We start from the raw sequence: 17,090 nt of genomic DNA, 5'->3' as shown, positions 1-17,090 counted from the left end.
GGCGGCCGGAAGGCGCGCCCGATGAGCGTCGGCGCCTGCGCCGAGATCGTCCGCAAGGGCGATCCCGACCGGTTCCTGTCGGCCATGGCCGCGCCGCCGGCGTCACGGGGCGTGCTCTTTCCCATCTATGCGCTGAACGTCGAGGCGGCGCGCGCGCCCTGGGTGACCGCAGAGCCGATGATCGCCGAGATCCGCCTGCAATGGTGGCGCGACGCCCTGGAGGAGATCGCCAGCGGCAAGCCCCCGCGCCGCCATGAGGTCGCGACCCCACTGGGAGAGATCCTGGATGCGAAGGGTGCCGCCATCCTCGACCGCGCGATCGCGGCGCGGCGCTGGGAGATCGCGAGGGAACCGTTCGCCGGGCAGGCGCAGCTTCTGGGGTATCTTGAGGACGTGGCGGGCGGGCTTGCCTGGGCGGCCGCGCGGGCGCTGGGGGCAGCCGATGAGGCCGCCGTCCGCGGTGTCGGGCTGGCCGGCGGCATGGCGGGCTGGCTGGCCTCCGTCCCGCGGCTGGAGGCTGCCGGGCTGTCGTCCTTGCCCGATCCCTCCGATGACGGGATCCGGGCGCTTGCCCAGGCCGGGCTGTCGCGGCTCTGCCCGGTCAGCCGTGCCGCGCGCCCCGCCGCCCTTTCGGCCTGGGAGGCCGGTCCGGTCCTGCGCCTGGCCCGGTCCGAGCCGGCGCGGGTGCGCGACGGGAGGCTCCTTCGGGCCCCGGCGCTGCGGCGGTTGAGGCTGATGCGGATGGCGGTCACGGGGCGGTAGGCGCCCCGTGCCGGCGGAAGAGCGTGCCGTGCACGGTACAGGCCCGCATAGGCCGGGCGACGTGGCGCGGAGGTCCCCGCGAGCGTACCGCCACGGCCGTGGCGGCGCCGGTCGTACGGTTCGTTTTCGGAATGGGGCTGCCGGTTGCATACGCGGCCGCCGGACCCGCCAGCCGATTTCGTCGCGATCGGTATGCCGCGGCGCACAGTGTTCTTGGCCCGGGGGGCGAGTGCGGGTATGTCCAGCGCGGGGATGTCAGGATGGCGCGGCACCGGGCCGCCATGACGCCCCCGGGGCTTTCCGCCCTTCTCCGGCTTAGCCCCGAGAGGGAGCGCGGCCCATGGCCGGTGACGGAAGGATCCTGCGATGTCGTTGCGCGTGTTGCTCCTTGCAGGCACTTTGGAGGCGCGGCATCTCGCGTCGGCGCTGGGGGCGGTGCGCGGCCTGACCGTGATGGCATCGCTGTCCGGGCCGGCGCGGGCGCCCAACGCCCTGGGTGTGGCCACCCGGATCGGCGGGTTCGGCGGCGAGGACGGGTTCCGCGACTTTCTCGATCGCGAGCGGATCGGTGCGGTGCTGGACGCGACGCATCCTTTCGCCGCCCGCATCTCTGCCCGGTCGGCGCGGATCTGTGGCGACTTGCGCGTGCCCTACGGTCTGCTGCTGCGCCCCGCCTGGCGCCCTCAACCGGGCGACCGCTGGCATTTCGCGCAGAACGAGGCCGACGCCGCGCGCCAGGTTCCGGAGGGGGCGACCGCATTCCTGGCCACCGGTCGCATGGGGCTCGACGCGTTCGGCACCATGCCGGGGCGCCGGGTCTATGTCCGGCAGCTCGACCGGCGGCCGGACACGCCCGTGCCGTTCGAGGACGGCGACTGGGTGGTGGGCCGGCCGCCCTTTCCGGTGGAGGCGGAGGCCGCACTCTTCCGGCGGCTGGGCGTGGCGTGGCTGGTGGTGCGCAATGCCGGCGGATCGTCGTCGCGCACGAAGCTCGATGCGGCGCGAAAGCTTGCGATCGACGTCGCGATGATCCGCCGCCCCCCACAGCCCGAATCGATCCGGTTCGATACGGTGTCCGCGGCGATCCTGTGGGTGCGCAGGATGATCCAGTGACGGTGCCGAAGGTCGCCGGAGAGCGGATCCTGACGGGACCCTCCTGCGTTGCGGAAGGGGCCGCGTGGCTTGCGGCGCGGGACGCGGGGATGGCCCGCGCGTGGCAGGAAGCGGGCCCTTGGCCGGACCGGCTGCGGCCGGGCGGCTTCCCCGCGCTGGTGGGTGCGATCGTATCGCAGCAGGTCAGCGTCGCCTCGGCCCGCGCGATCGGAGCACGCGTGGAGGCGGCGGGGTTTCACGACCCACAGACGGTGGGGCGCGCGGATGAGGCGGCGTTGAGGGCCTGCGGGCTGTCGCGCCCCAAGGCGCGGTACCTGCGCGCGCTCGCCGAGGCGGGTATCGACTTCGCCGCCCTTGAGACGGCGCGAAGCGATGCCGTGGTGGCGCGGCTGGTGGCGGTGCCGGGGATCGGGCGCTGGACCGCGGAGATCTACGCGCTGTTCTCCCTGGGGCGCGCGGACGTGTTTCCGGCCGGGGACCTGGCGTTGCAGGAGTCCGCGCGGATGCTCTACGGGATGGAGACGCGGCCGTCGGAGGGCGCGCTGCGCGACCTGGCGGAAGGCTGGCGGCCCTGGCGCGGCGTCGCGGCGCGGGGGCTCTGGGCGTGGTATGCCGTCGCCAAGTCGCGCGAGGGGGTGGCGTGACCGCCGGGGCTCTGCCCGTTCGGCGTTCCGCCCGTTCGGGGCTCTGCCCGTTCGGGGCTCTGCCCGTTCGGGGCTCTGCCCCGAACCCCGGGATATTTCGGGAAAGATGAAGGGGGGGCGCGGCGTTGATCGCGCCGCCGCGGCGGGCTAGGTCGGGCGGAACCTGACAGCGGAGAGCGGCGATGACACGGGCACTGGATGCGAAGCGGCGGGCGCCGGCCTCCGGCAGGGCGGGTTCTGCGGTGGTGTTCCTGCATGGCTATGGCGCCGATGGCGCGGACCTGCTGGGCCTGGCCGATCCGCTGGCGCAGCATCTGCCGGACACGGTGTTTCTGGCACCCAACGCGCCCGAAAGGTCGGTGGTCAACCCCATGGGATTCCAGTGGTTTCCGATCCCCTGGCTGGACGGATCCGACCCCGCGGAGGCGGAGGCGGCGATGGACCGGGCGGCCGACGATCTGAACGCCTATCTGGACGGTGTGCTGGCCGAGGAGGGCATCGGCGCCGACCGGCTGGTGATCGTGGGGTTCAGCCAGGGCACGATGATGGCGCTGCACGTGGCGCTGCGGCGGCCCGAGCCGGTGGCGGCGCTGGTGGGATTCTCCGGCCGGCTGCTCAGGCCCGAGGCGCTGGCCGATGAAATCGTGTCGCGCCCGCCGGTGTTGCTGATCCACGGCGACAGGGACGAGGTGGTGCCGCCCGCGTCGCTGCCGGCGGCGGCCGAGGCGCTGCAGGGCGCGGGGCTGGACGTGTTCGCCCATGTCATGAAGGGCACGGGCCACGGTATCGCGCCGGACGGGTTGAGCGTGGCGCTGGCCTTCATCCGCGACCGGCTGGGGCTGGACGCAGAGTAGCCGGGCGGCCGATCGGTACGCCTGCGCCTGGCGTTTTGTACGCGCCGAGTCGCCGAAACCGCGGAATTGTACGGCCCGCGTCGAAATCCCGCCCGATTTCGCGCACAAAACGAACGGCGCGCGCCCCGCACGGCGCGCCCGGTCCGCGCCCTGCCCGAAATCGCGGCGGGGGCGCGACATAGTGAGACAGATGGGGGGACCTCTTCGCTCTGCGGGACGCGGCCACCTTGCACTCTGGCGCGGTTGGCCGCACATGGGGCGCAAGAGCGGGTCCGATACCGCTAACCCTTATGCTGCCGTGGGAGAGACCACATGAAAGACGCCCGTGTTCCGTTGATCGGAGAGACCCTGTCGGATGCCATTCTCCAGCATCTGAAATATTCCTTCGGCAAGGATGCCGAACATGCCACCGTCACCGACTGGCGGCTGGCGCTCAGCTACGCCATCCGCGACCGGATCGTGGACCCGTGGTTCGCCTCGACCCGCGCGACCTATGCGCAGCACGGCAAGCGGGTCTATTACCTGTCCATGGAGTTCCTGATCGGCCGCCTGCTGGAGGATGCGACCGTCAACCTGGGGTTGATGGACGAGGTGCGCGGCTTTTTCGAGGGGCGCGGACTGGACGCCACCGAGATCATGCAGGACGAGCCCGACGCGGCGCTGGGCAACGGCGGTCTGGGACGGCTTGCGGCCTGTTTCCTGGAGTCCATGTCCACCGTGGGCTGCCCGGCCTATGGCTACGGCATCCGCTATGAGCACGGGCTGTTCAAGCAGAGCTTCGAGCGGGGCCGCCAGATCGAGGCGCCGGAGGACTGGCTGAGCCAGACCCACGCCTGGGAGTTCGAGCGCCCCGAATCGGTCTATCGGATCGGCTTCGGCGGCTCCGTGGAGACGCCGGGCGACCGCGCCGTCTGGACCCCGTCGGAGACCGTGGTGGCCGAGGCCTACGACACGCCCATCGTCGGCTGGCAGGGGCGCTGGGCCAACACTTTGCGGCTGTGGTCGGCGACGCCGGAGACGGTGTTCGACCTGGGCCGGTTCAACGCCGGCGACTACTACGGCGCGGCCGAGCCGGAGAACCTGGCCCGCACCATCAGCCGCGTGCTCTATCCCGACGACACCACCGAAGAGGGCAAGCGGCTGCGGCTGAAGCAGGAGTTCTTCTTCACCGCCGCGTCGCTGCGCGACATCGTGCGCCGGTTCGAGGACGAGTACGCCGACCTGTCCCTCCTGTCCGACAAGGTGGCGATCCAGCTCAACGACACCCATCCGGCCATCGCCGGGCCGGAGCTGGTGCGCATCCTGCACGACGAGAAAGGCATGGCCTTCGACGCCGCGGTGGAGACGGCGCGCGCCTGCCTTGGCTATACCAACCACACCCTGCTGCCGGAGGCGCTGGAGCGCTGGTCGGTGGGGCTGATGGCGGATCTGCTGCCCCGCCACATGCAGATCATCGAGCGCATCGACGCCGCCCACGCCGAGGCCCATCCCGACCGACGGGCGGTCATTATCGGCGACGGCGACGTGCAGATGGGGCCTCTGGCCTTCACCATGGCACATAGGGTCAACGGCGTGTCTGCCCTGCACACCGGCCTCATGCGCGACACGGTGTTCGCGGAGCTGAACCGCCTGCATCCCGACCGGATCGTGAACGAGACCAACGGCATCACCCCGCGCCGCTGGCTGCTGGGGGCGAATCCGCGGCTTTCCGGGCTGATCACCCGGGCCATCGGCGACGGCTGGGTGGACGACCTGGAGCAGTTGCAGAAGCTGGAGCCCCTGGCCGACGACGCGGCCTTCCGCGAGGACTATGCCGCGGCCAAGCGCGCCAACAAGGCGGATCTGGCGGACTACCTGGGCGCGCGGGGCACCCCGGTGGACCCGGACGCGCTGTTCGACGTGCAGATCAAGCGGATCCACGAATACAAGCGCCAGCACCTGAACATCCTGCAGACCATCGCCCTGTGGCAGGCGATGAAGGACGATCCGCAGGGCGACTGGGTGCCGCAGGTCAAGATCTTCGGCGGCAAGGCCGCGCCGGGATACGTGTTCGCCAAGGAGATCATCCACCTCATCAACGCGGTGGCGGAGGTGGTGAACGCCGATCCCGACACCGGGCACCTGCTGCGCGTGGCCTATCCGGCCAATTACAACGTGTCCCTGGCCGAAAAGCTGATCCCGGCGGCGGAGGTCAGCCAGCAGGTCTCGACCGCCGGCAAGGAGGCGTCGGGCACCGGCAACATGAAATTCGCCCTGAACGGGGCGCTGACCATCGGCACGCTGGACGGCGCCAACGTGGAGATCCGCAAGCTGGTCGGGGCGGAGAACTTCTTTCTCTTCGGCATGACGGCGGATGAGGCCGTCGAACGGCGCGGCGTCGCGGACCATGCCGGACGGGCGATCGCGGCCTGCCCGGAACTGGCCCGCGCGCTGGACGCGATCCGGGACGGCACGTTCGGAGAGCGGTTCGAGAGCATCACCGGGAACGTGTCGGGGGCGGATTACTTCCTGGTCGCCTCCGATTTCGCCGACTACTGGCGCGCCAGCCGGGAGCTGGAGGCCGCGCGCAGGGACGCCGCGGGCTGGACCCGGATGGCGATCCTGAACACCGCGCGCTCTGGCTGGTTCTCCTCGGACCGCACGATCCGGGACTACATGGCCGACATCTGGGACGCGCGCGCGATCAGCGTCGGCTAGGCCGCGGTCGGACCCGCGGCGCGTTCCGGCCGCGGGTCCGCGTTCGTTGCTTTCCGCGCGGCGGTCCCTTATGGTGCGGCCATCAGATCGCCGGGTGAACGGCGCTGATCGCCCGGACATCCGAAGATGACGCTTTCGACGTCTGCCAGCCTGGAACAGCGGCTGAAATGGGTCGCCTTCCTGCTGGGCCTGCTCAGCACCGTCTCCATCGTGCAGGGCTGGCCGCTGGCGGCCATGGTGCTGGGGCTGCCGTTCTGCCTGATCTGGGTCTATTGCGGATGGCTGAGATCGGAGCCGCAGCTGAAATATATCAACGTGATATTCTCCCTGCTTTATGTCTACGGGATCGCCAGGTACTTCCTGCTGCCGGTCTGACGGGCCGGAATCCGTTTCTCCGCATCCGCCCGCCCGGCCCCGGCGGCGATCCGTCCCGCGCGGCGCGGCGGGGTTTCTTCGCGATGGCCCGTTGCAAAGCGGCGCGCGCGGTTTAGCCTTGGGTCCATGACAGGATATTTGCGCAACCCCGCCCCGTCCATCGACCGTAAGGATGCCGAAGCCCTCCAGCAGGGGCGCCACGGCGATCCGTTCGCGGTGCTCGGCCCCCATGAGGTGGAGGGCAGGCGGATGGTCCGCGCGCTCGATCCGGGGGCCGAGGCCATGTTCGCGGTCGTGGACGGCACCGAGCACGAGCTGGCCCGCGTCGCCGAGGGGCTGATGGTCTTTGCCGGCGAGGTTCCGGGCGACGGGCGCTACTGGCTGCGCGGCAAGGCCGGCGGCAAGAGCTGGGATTTCGAGGACGCCTACCGCTTCGGCCCGGTGATCGGCGAGATGGACGAGTACCTTCTGGGCGAGGGCACGCACCAGCGGATCTGGACCGTGCTCGGCGCCCATGTGATGGAGCGCGAGGGGCAGGGCGGCACGCATTTCGCCGTCTGGGCGCCGAACGCGCAGCGCGTCAGCGTGGTGGGCGGGTTCAACCACTGGGACGGGCGGCGGCACCCGATGCGCAAGCGCGGCGCCACCGGCGTGTGGGAGATCTTCGTGCCCCGCGTCGAGGAGGGAGAGGCCTACAAGTACGAGATCCTCGGCCCCGGCGGAGAGTTGCAGCCGCTGAAATCGGACCCCGTGGGCTTTGGCTCACAGCATCCGCCGCTGAACGCCAGCATCGTGCGCGACATCCGCGGCTACGGCTGGACGGACGGCAAGTGGATGGCCGAACGCGACGGGCGCAACGGGCGCACGGCCCCGATCTCTGTCTATGAGGTGCATCTGGGGTCGTGGAAACGGGTCGCCCAGGAGGGCAACCGGCCGATCTCGTACAAGGAGGCGGCGAAGGTTCTGGTCGATTACGCCCATGACATGGGGTTCACCCACCTGGAGCTGCTGCCGGTCAGCGAGTTTCCCTTCGACGGGTCCTGGGGCTACCAGCCGGTGGGGCTGTTCGCGCCGACGATCCGCTTCGGCCCGCCGCATGAGTTCCGCGATCTGGTGGAGGCCGCGCACCAGAAGGGGATGGGCGTGATCCTGGACTGGGTGCCGGGGCACTTCCCGGCCGACACCCACGGGCTGGGCCGGTTCGACGGCACGCATCTCTATGAGCACGCCGACCCGCGGGAGGGGTTCCACCAGGACTGGAACACGCTGATCTACAACTACGGCCGGGTGGAGGTGAAGAACTTCCTGACCTCCAACGCGCTCTACTGGCTGGAGGAATACCACGTGGACGGGCTGCGCGTGGATGCGGTGGCCTCCATGCTCTACCGCGACTATTCGCGCAAGGACGGCGAATGGGTCCCCAACAAGGACGGCGGGCGCGAGAATTACGAGGCGATCGACTTTCTCAGGGGCGTCAACACCGTGGCCTATGCCGAACATCCCGGCATCGTCACCGTGGCCGAGGAGTCGACCTCATTTCCGCAGGTGTCGCGTCCCGTGGACGGGGGCGGGCTGGGCTTCGGCTACAAGTGGAACATGGGCTGGATGAACGACACGCTGCGGTATGTGCAGAAGGATCCGATCTATCGCAAGTTCGACCACCACCTGATGACCTTCGGGATGCACTACGCCTACTCGGAGAATTTCATCCTGCCGATCAGCCACGATGAGGTCGTGCACGGCAAGGGGTCGATGCTGAACAAGATGCCGGGCGGCGAATGGGAGAAATTCGCCAATCTGCGCGCCTATTACGGCTTCATGTGGGGCCACCCGGGCAAGAAGCTGTTGTTCATGGGCTGCGAGTTCGCCCAGCCCAGCGAATGGAACCACAACACGCAGCTGAGCTGGAACCTGCTCGACGACGCCAGGCACGCCGGGATGCAGCGCCTGGTGCGGGATCTGAACACGCTCTACCGGGCGGAGCCCGCGCTGCATGCGCTGGACTGCGACCCGGCGGGCTTTCAGTGGATCGAGGCCAACGACGCCGAGGCCAGCGTGTTCGCCTGGATCCGCCGATCCGGCGGGCCGGACCCGGAGGCGGTGGTGGCGTGCAACTTCACCCCCGTGGAGCGGCCCTACACGCTGGGGATGCCGCAGGCGGGCCGCTGGCGCGAGGCGCTGAACTCCGACGCGGAGATCTACGGCGGCGCCGGGCGTGGCAACATGGGCGGGGTCACGGCGGAAGAGACGCCGCACAAGGGCCAGCCCGCGCAGGCCCGGGTGCTGCTGCCGCCGCTGTCGACGGTGATCTTCGTCAAGGAGGGCTGACCGAAGGCCCGAAGAAAAACAAGGGGGGGGAGAGACCATGGAACGACCGACCAAGAGGCTGTCGTCGCGCACGCTGGCCTTCGTGCTGGCGGGCGGGCGGGGCAGCCGGCTGAAACAGCTCACCGACCGGCGGGTAAAGCCCGCGGTCTATTTCGGCGGCAAGACCCGGATCGTGGATTTCGCGCTGTCCAACGCGCTGAACTCCGGCATCCGCAAGATGGCCATCGCCACGCAGTACAAGGCCCACAGCCTGATCCGGCATTGCCAGAGGGGCTGGTCGTTCCTGCGCGCCGAGCGAAACGAGTTTCTGGACATCCTGCCCGCCAGCCAGCGGGTGAGCGAGGACAAGTGGTATCTGGGCACCGCCGATGCGGTGACCCAGAACATCGACATCATCGACAGCTACGGGATCGAGTACATCCTGATCCTGGCCGGCGATCACATCTACAAGATGGACTACGAGGTGATGATCGCCGAGCATGTGGACACCGGTGCCGACGTGACCGTGGGCTGCCTGACGGTCCCGCGCGACGAGGCGTCCGCCTTCGGGGTGATGGCGGTGGACGACAGCCTCAGGATCACGTCGTTCCTGGAAAAGCCCGCCGATCCGCCGGGGATGCCGGGCGACGACACGCAGACGCTGGCCTCCATGGGGATCTATGTCTTCAAATGGTCCTATCTGCGGGAGCTTTTGCTGAGCGACTCCGATCTGGAGGGGTCGGGCCACGATTTCGGCGGCGACATCATCCCGCATATCGTCCGCAACGGCCGCGCGCAGGCGCATCGGTTCTCGGAAAGCTGCGTGCGGCACCGCGACGGCGCGCCCGCCTACTGGCGCGACGTGGGCACGGTGGACGCCTATTGGCAGGCCAACATCTCGCTCACGGATTTCGACCCGGACCTGGACCTGTGGGACACCAACTGGCCGATCTGGACCTATTCCGAGCTGACGCCTCCGGCCAAGTTCATCCATGACGAGGAAAACCGCCGCGGCCATGCGATCAGCTCCATGGTGGCGGGCGGGTGCATCATCTCCGGAACGGAAATCCGCGAGTCGCTGCTGTTCACCCAGGTCCATACCAACAGCTACGCGTCGCTGGAGCAGACGGTGGTGCTGCCGCATGTGGTCGTCGGACGCCACGCGCGGCTGCGCAAATGCGTGGTGGACCGGGGGGTGCAGATCCCCGAGGGCCTGGTCGCCGGAGAGGACCCCGAGGCGGACGCGGCGTTCTTCGAGGTGTCGAAGGGCGGCGTCACGCTGGTCACCCAGCCCATGGTGGATGCCTGGAGCGCCGCGCGGTGACACGGGTGCTGTCGGTCGCGTCCGAATGCGCGCCGCTGGTCAAGACCGGCGGGCTGGCGGATGTGGTCGGCGCGCTGCCGCTGGCGCTGGCGGCCCAGGGGGTCGAGATGCGGGTGCTTCTGCCGGGCTACGGCCGGGTGCTGTCGGCGGTGCCGGAGGCGCGGCAGGTGCATCGGTTCGACACGCTGATGGGCGGACCGGCGCGGCTGCTGGCGGTGCGCGCGGGGGGGCTGTCGCTGTTCGTGCTGGAGGCCCCGCATCTCTTCGAGCGCGGCGGCACGATCTATCTGGACGAGGAGGGGCGCGACTGGGACGACAACCCCGAACGCTTCGCCGCGCTGTCCCGCGCCGGCGCGGAGATCTGCGCGGGCCGTGCCGGGGACTGGGTTCCGCAGGTCGCCCACGGCCACGACTGGCAGGCGGGGCTGCTGCCCTACTATCTCAGCCAGGAGACGGCCCCGGTGCCGTCGGTGATGACGATCCACAACATCGCCTTCGCCGGGCTGGCGCCGCCCGAGCGCATGGCCGCGCTGGGCATCGACGCGCGGGATTTCCGCGTCGAGGGCGTGGAATACTGGGGCCGGGTGTCCACCCTCAAGGCCGGGCTGGTCCATGCCGACCGGATCACCACCGTGTCGCCCACCTACGCCCGGGAGCTGGCGACGCCGGCGTTCGGCATGGGGTTCGACGGGCTGATCCGCGCGCGGCGCGCCGATCTGACCGGCATCCTGAACGGCATCGACGCGGAGGTGTGGAACCCCGCCACCGACCGGGCGATCCGGCGCTACCGCTCCGGGCGGGGCAAGGCCCGGGCGACCCAGGCGCTGCGCCGCGAGATGGGTCTGCCCGACGCCGCGGGACCGCTGGCGGTGGTGATCTCTCGGCTGACGGCGCAGAAGGGGCTGGACCTGCTGCTGGAGGCGCTGCCCTCCTATCTGGAGGCGGGCGGGCAGCTGGCGCTGCTGGGCTCCGGCGACCGGGCGATGGAACTGGCCTGGCAGGAGGCCGGCGCGCGGCACGCGGGCGTGTCGGTCCATATCGGCTATGACGACACGCTGAGCCACCGGATGATCGCCGGCGGCGACGCGGTGCTGGTGCCGTCGCGGTTCGAGCCCTGCGGGCTGACGCAGCTCTACGGTCTGCGCTACGGCACGATCCCGGTGGTGGCGCGCACCGGCGGGCTGGCCGACACGGTGATCGACGCCAACGACGCGGCGCTGAAGGCGCGCGTCGCCACCGGGATCGTGCACCGCCCGGACGACGCGGACGCTCTGGCCTTCGCGCTGTCGCGCATGGTAGGGCTTCACGCGCAGGCCGGGACCTGGGCGGCGATGGTCAAGGTGGCCATGCGCCACCCCGTGGGGTGGGACGTCTCTGCCGGCCAGTACGCCGCACTCTACAGGGACCTGACACCCGCCGCATGACCCAGAGATTTCCGATTGCCGCGGGCCGCGCCGCCCCCCTTGGCGCGACCTTCGACGGCGACGGCGTGAATTTCGCCGTCTTCTCCCAGAACGCCACCCGGATGGAGCTGTGCCTGTTCCCAGAGACCGGCGCGCCGCAGCGCATCGACCTGCCCGAGCGCGACGGCGACGTGTGGCACGGCTACATCCCGGGGCTGACGGCGGGCACGCGCTACGGCTACCGCGCGCACGGGCCCTGGGCCCCGCGCGAGGGGCACCGCTTCAACCCCGCCAAGCTGCTGATGGACCCCTATGCCAAGCGGCTGACCGGCCATCCGGTCTGGCATCCGGCACTGATGGGCCACCGCGACGGCGGCGACGACACGGTGATCGACCCGCGCGACAGCGCGCCCTGGATGCCCCGCTCGGTGGTGGAGGATCCGGCGTTCTCCTGGGGCCGGGACCGCGCGCCGCGCACCCCGGTGGAACAGACGGTCATCTACGAGGCGCATGTGAAGGGGCTGACCGCGACGCGGCCCGATGTGGGCGATCCGGGCACTTTTCTGGCGATGTCGTCGGACCCGATGCTGGATTACCTGACGGATCTGGGCATCACCGCGGTCGAGCTTCTGCCCGCGCAGGCCTTCCTGACCGACCGCTTCCTGCATGAGAAAGGCCTGACCAACTACTGGGGCTACCAGACGCTGGGCTTCTTCGCGCCGGAGCCGCGGTATCTGGCGCGGGGCCGGATCTCGGAATTTCAGCAGATGGTCGCGCGGTTCCACTCCGCCGGGATCGAGGTGCTGATGGACGTGGTCTACAACCACACCTGCGAGGGCGACGAGCGGGGCCCGACGCTGAGTTTCCGCGGGCTGGACAACGCCAGCTACTACCGGCTGGAGCGCGACCCGCGCCGCTACGTCAACGACACCGGCTGCGGCAACACGGTGAACGTGGAGCACCCGATGGTGCTGCGGATGATCATGGACAGCCTGCGCTACTGGGTCGAGGTCATGCATGTGGACGGGTTCCGGTTCGACCTGTGCCCGACCCTGGGGCGGGCCGGCGACGGCGGCTTCGATCCGGGGGCGGCGTTCTTCGACGCGATCCGGCAGGACCCGGTGCTGGGCCAGGTCAAGCTGATCGCGGAACCCTGGGACATCGGGCCGGGCGGCTACCAGCTGGGGGCCTTTCCGCCGCCCTTCCTGGAGTGGAACGACAAATTCCGCGACCGGGTCAGGATGTTCTGGCGGGGGGACGCGGGCTCCGCCCCGGGGCTGGCGGACCGGCTGACCGGCTCGGCGCTGCAGTTCGACCATTCCGGGCGGCCCGCCACGGCCAGCGTGAACCTTCTGACCGCCCATGACGGGTTCACGCTGCGGGACGTGGTCAGCTACACCGCCCGGCACAACGACGCCAACGGCGAGGACGGGCGCGACGGCCATGGCGAGAACTACAGCGACAACATGGGGGTCGAGGGGCCGACGGAGGATCCCGCGATCCTGTCGGCCCGCGCGCGGCGCCGGCGCAACATGATGGCCACGCTGATGCTGAGCCAGGGCACGCCGATGATCCTGGCGGGCGACGAGATCGGCAACAGCCAGGGCGGCAACAACAACGCCTATGCCCAGGACAACGCGACCGGATGGATCGACTGGACGGAACCGGATGCCGCGTTCCACGCCTTTACCCGTGCCATGATCGGGTTCCGCGCGCGCCATCCGCTGCTGCGCCAGAAACTGTTCCTCCACGCGCGCGAGCGGGCGGTGGACGGGCGCGAGGATCTGTTCTGGTGGCGCCCGGACGGCCTGCCCATGCAGGATGCGGACTGGACCCGCGGCGCGTTGAACGCCCTTGCGATGGAGCTCAGGATGGCCAGCGGCACCCCCGCCTATGCAGAGACGGAACAGGCGATCTTTGCGGTGTTCAACCGCGGTCCGGCGCAGACCTGGCGGCTGCCGGTCCCGCCCGACGGCATGGGCTGGCACTGGCGGATCGACACCGCCGTGCCGGACGGTTGCCCGGATCCGGGTGCCGGCCGGGTCGCCGGCGCGGCCAGGATCCCCGCCGACAGCGTGTCGGTCTTCGTGCTGGAACCGGCGCCATGAGCGACGCGCGCGACAGGCTGGCGGAGCGGCTGGGCGTGGTCCCGTCCTATGAGGACGCGACCGGACGGCGCCACGAACTGACGCCCGAAAGCCGCGACGCGCTGCTGCGCGCCATGGACGCGCCCGACGACGCGGCCGGGGCGGCGGCGATGCTGGCGCGGCTGGACGCCGGGCCGGACCTGCCGGACTGGGCGGTGGTCGAGGCCGGCGCGCCGATACGGCTGGACGCGCTCGCCGGGCGGGACTGGCGGCTGGCGCAGGAGGACGGCACCGCGTCCGAGGGGCGGGGCGCGGCGCTGGGGGCGCTGCCGCTGGGCATCCATGCGCTGGAGGCGGACGGCGCGCGGGTCTGGCTCATCAGCGCGCCGGCGCGGCTGGCAGAGCCGCCGCGCGCCTGGGGGGTGACGCTGCCGCTCTACGGCCTGTCCGGCGACGGGCGGATCGGCACCTACCGGGATCTGGCGCGCGCCTGCCGGTCACTGGGCGCGGCGGGGGCGGATTTCGTCGGCGTGAACCCGGTCCATGCGGGGTTTCCCACCGACCCGGGCGCGTTCTCGCCCTATTCGCCGGCGCACCGGGGGCGGCTGGCGGGGATCCACGTGGCCCCGGACTCAGAGCCGCCGCTGCCCGGCGAAGAGCTGCTCGACTGGTCCGTGGCGCAGCCCGCGCGGCTGGCGGCCCTGCGCGCGGACCCCGAGCCTGCCGGTTTCGACGACTGGGCCGCGGCGCAGGACGCGGGGCTCTGGCGGTTCGCGCTGCACCAGGCCCTGTCCGAGCGGTTCGGCCCCTACTGGCCCGCCTGGCCGCCCGAATATCACGACCCCGACGGAGATGCGGCGCAGGCCTTCGCGCGGCGGGAGGCCGCCGCCGTGCGCTTTCACGCCACGTTGCAGTACCGCGCCGACGCCCAGCTGGCGGATGCGCAGACAGAGGCGCTGGCGGCCGGGATGCGGTTCGGCCTGTACCTGGATCTGGCCGTCGGCACCCATCCCGAAGGGGCCGAGACCTGGGGCCAGCCGGGGCTGTTCGCGCAGGGCGTGTCGCTGGGCGCGCCGCCGGACGCGTTCTCGCCGGGCGGGCAGAGCTGGGGGCTGGCGCCGCTCCGCCCCGACGCGCTGGCCCGCGACGGGTTCCGGCCGCTGGCGCGGATCCTGCGCCGGTCCCTGGCCCATGCCAAGCTGCTGCGGATCGATCACATCCTGGGGTTCGAGCGGGCGTTCTGGGTGCCGCAGGGCGACGTGCCCGGCGCCTATGTGCGGATGCCGCGCGACGCCATGCTGGCGGTCGCGCGGATCGAGGCCGCGCGCGCCGGGGCCACGATCGTCGGAGAGGATCTGGGCAACATCCCCGAGGGGCTGGGCGCGGCGCTGGACGAAAGCGGCGTCCTGGGCTGCCGGGTGGTCCAGTTCGAGCAGCACTGGGACGCCGACCGGGCGACGTTCCGCGCCGCCGCGGACTACGCGCGCGGGGCGCTGACGTCCTTCGGCAGCCACGACCTGCCGACCTGGGAAGGCTGGAAGGCGGGGCGCGACATCGACTGGCGCGCGGCGCTGGACGGCTGGTCGGAGGCGGCGGAGGCCAGCGCCCGCGCCCGCCGCGCCGAAGAGGTCGGCTTTCTGTGCGAGATGCTGGGCGGCGACGGGATCGACGCGCTGCACGCCTTTCTGGCGGCCACGCCGTCGCGGCTGGTGGTCTGCCAGCTGGAGGACCTGGAGGGCCGCGTGGAGCAGCCGAACCTGCCCGGCACGGTCCACGATCACCCCAACTGGCGCCGCCGGATCGACACCCCCGCCGGCGCCCTGGGCCAGCTTGACGCGGTGGCCCGCACGGCCATCATCATGCGCGACGCCGACAGATAGGACATATTCCATGGAACGCCTGACGATCCAGACAAGGCCCATCGAGGGCCAGAAACCCGGCACCAGCGGGCTGCGGAAAAAGACCCGCACCTTCATGGAGCCGCATTACCTGGAGAATTTCGTCCAGAGCATCTGGGACGGGATCGGCGGGGTGGCGGGCAAGGTGCTGGTGCTGGGCGGCGACGGGCGCTATTTCGGCGACCGCGCGGCGCAGGTGATCCTGCGCATGGCCGCCGCCGGCGGGGCGGCCAGGGTGATCGTCGGACAGGGGGCGCTGCTGTCCACGCCGGCCGCATCGCACCTGATCCGCGCGCGCGGGACCGACGGCGGGATCATCCTGTCGGCCAGCCACAACCCCGGCGGCCCGGACGAGGATTTCGGCGTCAAGTTCAACACCCCCAACGGCGGCCCCGCGGCCGAGGACGTGACGGGACGGATCTACGCGGCGACCAGGGCGATCGAGGCGTATCACATCCTGGAGGCGCAGGACGTGGACCTGTCGTCGCCGGGCACGCGCGACCTGGGCGACATGGCGGTGGAGGTCGTGGACCCGGTGGCCGATTACGCCGCGCTGATGGAGGAGCTGTTCGATTTCGACGCGATCGGGGACCTGCTGGCGGGCGGGTTCCGGGTGGTCTTTGACGCCATGCACGCGGTGACCGGCCCCTATGCGACCGAGATCCTGGAGCGGCGGCTGGGCGCGGCGCCGGGCAGCGTCATCAACGCCCGGCCGAAACCCGATTTCGGCGGCGGCCATCCGGACCCGAACCCGGTCTGGGCCAGGGATCTGATGGCGGCGATGCACGGGGACGACCCGCCCGATTTCGGCGCCGCGTCGGACGGGGACGGGGACCGCAACATGATCATGGGTCCGGGGATGTATGTGGCGCCGTCGGACAGCGTCGCGGTCCTGGCGGCCAACGCGACCCATGCGCCGGGCTATGCGGGCGGGCTGAAGGGCGTCGCCCGGTCCATGCCGACCAGCCGCGCGCTGGACGCGGTGGCGAAGGCCCGCGGGCTCGACTGCTATGAGACGCCGACGGGCTGGAAGTTCTTCGGCAACCTCTTGGACGACGGGCGGATCACCCTCTGCGGCGAGGAGAGCGCCGGCACCGGATCCGACCATGTGCGCGAAAAGGACGGCCTCTGGGCGGTGCTCTTGTGGCTCAACATCCTGGCGGGCACGGGCAAGGGCGTGCCGGAACTGATGGCCGACCACTGGCGGGAGTTCGGGCGCAACTTCTACACCCGCCACGATTTCGAGGCGATCGAGACCGAAAAGGCCGAGGCGCTGATGGACGACCTGCGCGGTCGGATGGACGGGCTACCCGGCACGCAAGCCGCCGGGCGCAGGGTCGAAGCCGCCGACGAGTTCGCCTATACCGACCCGGTGGACGGCTCGGTCGCCGAGCGGCAGGGCATCCGGCTCTACCTGGAGGGCGGCGGGCGGATCGTGCTGCGCCTGTCGGGCACCGGCACCCAGGGCGCGACGCTGCGCGTCTATCTGGAGGACCGCAGCGACGACCCCGCCACGTTCGGGCGGGACGTGCAGGACGCCCTGGCCGACGTCGCCCGCGCCGCCCATGAGCTGGCGCGGATCGAACACCATACGGGGCGCACCGAACCCGACGTGCGCGCCTGAGA

Annotated in this window: 12 protein-coding genes; all 12 read left to right on the top strand. The window is 70.9% G+C overall.

What is annotated here, in order from left to right; all coding sequences use genetic code 11:
- Positions 1-21: 21 nt before the first annotated feature.
- The 12 genes from KW83_RS06230 (at position 22) to KW83_RS06175 (ending at position 17,088) form a co-directional block, all read left to right on the top strand.
- Positions 22-762 carry a squalene/phytoene synthase family protein gene (locus KW83_RS06230; RefSeq protein WP_036176265.1) on the top strand — a complete coding sequence of 247 codons (741 nt, stop codon included), beginning with the start codon at positions 22-24 and terminating at the stop codon, positions 760-762.
- A 366-nt stretch (positions 763-1,128) separates the two neighbouring features.
- Positions 1,129-1,875, top strand: coding sequence for a cobalt-precorrin-6A reductase (locus KW83_RS06225; RefSeq protein WP_327203960.1), 747 nt, complete (start codon positions 1,129-1,131; stop codon positions 1,873-1,875).
- Positions 1,872-2,519, top strand: coding sequence for a DNA-3-methyladenine glycosylase family protein (locus tag KW83_RS06220; RefSeq protein WP_235191371.1), 648 nt, complete (start codon positions 1,872-1,874; stop codon positions 2,517-2,519). Before KW83_RS06225 ends, KW83_RS06220 begins: the two co-directional genes overlap by 4 nt.
- Before the next feature lie 182 nt (positions 2,520-2,701).
- The gene (locus tag KW83_RS06215; protein WP_036176262.1) at positions 2,702-3,373 is read left to right on the top strand and encodes an alpha/beta hydrolase; all 672 of its coding nucleotides are present in this window, start codon (positions 2,702-2,704) and stop codon (positions 3,371-3,373) included.
- A gap of 312 nt (positions 3,374-3,685) precedes the next feature.
- The gene (locus tag KW83_RS06210) at positions 3,686-6,070 is read left to right on the top strand and encodes a glycogen/starch/alpha-glucan phosphorylase (protein WP_051928321.1); all 2,385 of its coding nucleotides are present in this window, start codon (positions 3,686-3,688) and stop codon (positions 6,068-6,070) included.
- A 126-nt stretch (positions 6,071-6,196) separates the two neighbouring features.
- The gene (locus KW83_RS06205; protein WP_036176259.1) at positions 6,197-6,445 is read left to right on the top strand and encodes a hypothetical protein; all 249 of its coding nucleotides are present in this window, start codon (positions 6,197-6,199) and stop codon (positions 6,443-6,445) included.
- A 126-nt stretch (positions 6,446-6,571) separates the two neighbouring features.
- A complete protein-coding gene (glgB, locus tag KW83_RS06200) occupies positions 6,572-8,773 on the top strand; it encodes a 1,4-alpha-glucan branching protein GlgB (protein ID WP_051928320.1) in 2,202 nt (733 codons plus the stop codon).
- A gap of 37 nt (positions 8,774-8,810) precedes the next feature.
- Positions 8,811-10,076, top strand: coding sequence for a glucose-1-phosphate adenylyltransferase (glgC, locus tag KW83_RS06195; RefSeq protein ID WP_036176256.1), 1,266 nt, complete (start codon positions 8,811-8,813; stop codon positions 10,074-10,076).
- Positions 10,073-11,500, top strand: a complete 1,428-nt coding sequence (gene glgA, locus KW83_RS06190; RefSeq protein ID WP_036176253.1) for a glycogen synthase GlgA — start codon at positions 10,073-10,075, stop codon at positions 11,498-11,500. Before glgC ends, glgA begins: the two co-directional genes overlap by 4 nt.
- On the top strand, positions 11,497-13,587 hold the full coding sequence (gene glgX, locus KW83_RS06185; RefSeq protein ID WP_036176249.1) for a glycogen debranching protein GlgX: 2,091 nt from the start codon (positions 11,497-11,499) through the stop codon (positions 13,585-13,587). The genes glgA and glgX overlap by 4 nt, the downstream gene beginning before the upstream one ends.
- Positions 13,584-15,446, top strand: coding sequence for a 4-alpha-glucanotransferase (locus tag KW83_RS06180; RefSeq protein WP_036176246.1), 1,863 nt, complete (start codon positions 13,584-13,586; stop codon positions 15,444-15,446). The genes glgX and KW83_RS06180 overlap by 4 nt, the downstream gene beginning before the upstream one ends.
- 10 nt (positions 15,447-15,456) lie before the next feature.
- Positions 15,457-17,088, top strand: a complete 1,632-nt coding sequence (locus KW83_RS06175; protein ID WP_036176243.1) for an alpha-D-glucose phosphate-specific phosphoglucomutase — start codon at positions 15,457-15,459, stop codon at positions 17,086-17,088.
- The last annotated feature ends 2 nt before the right edge of the window (positions 17,089-17,090 follow it).

This window comes from Palleronia rufa, assembly GCF_000743715.1.
Lineage (GTDB): Bacteria > Pseudomonadota > Alphaproteobacteria > Rhodobacterales > Rhodobacteraceae > Palleronia > Palleronia rufa.
This window is presented reverse-complemented; position numbering and strand designations above follow the sequence as displayed.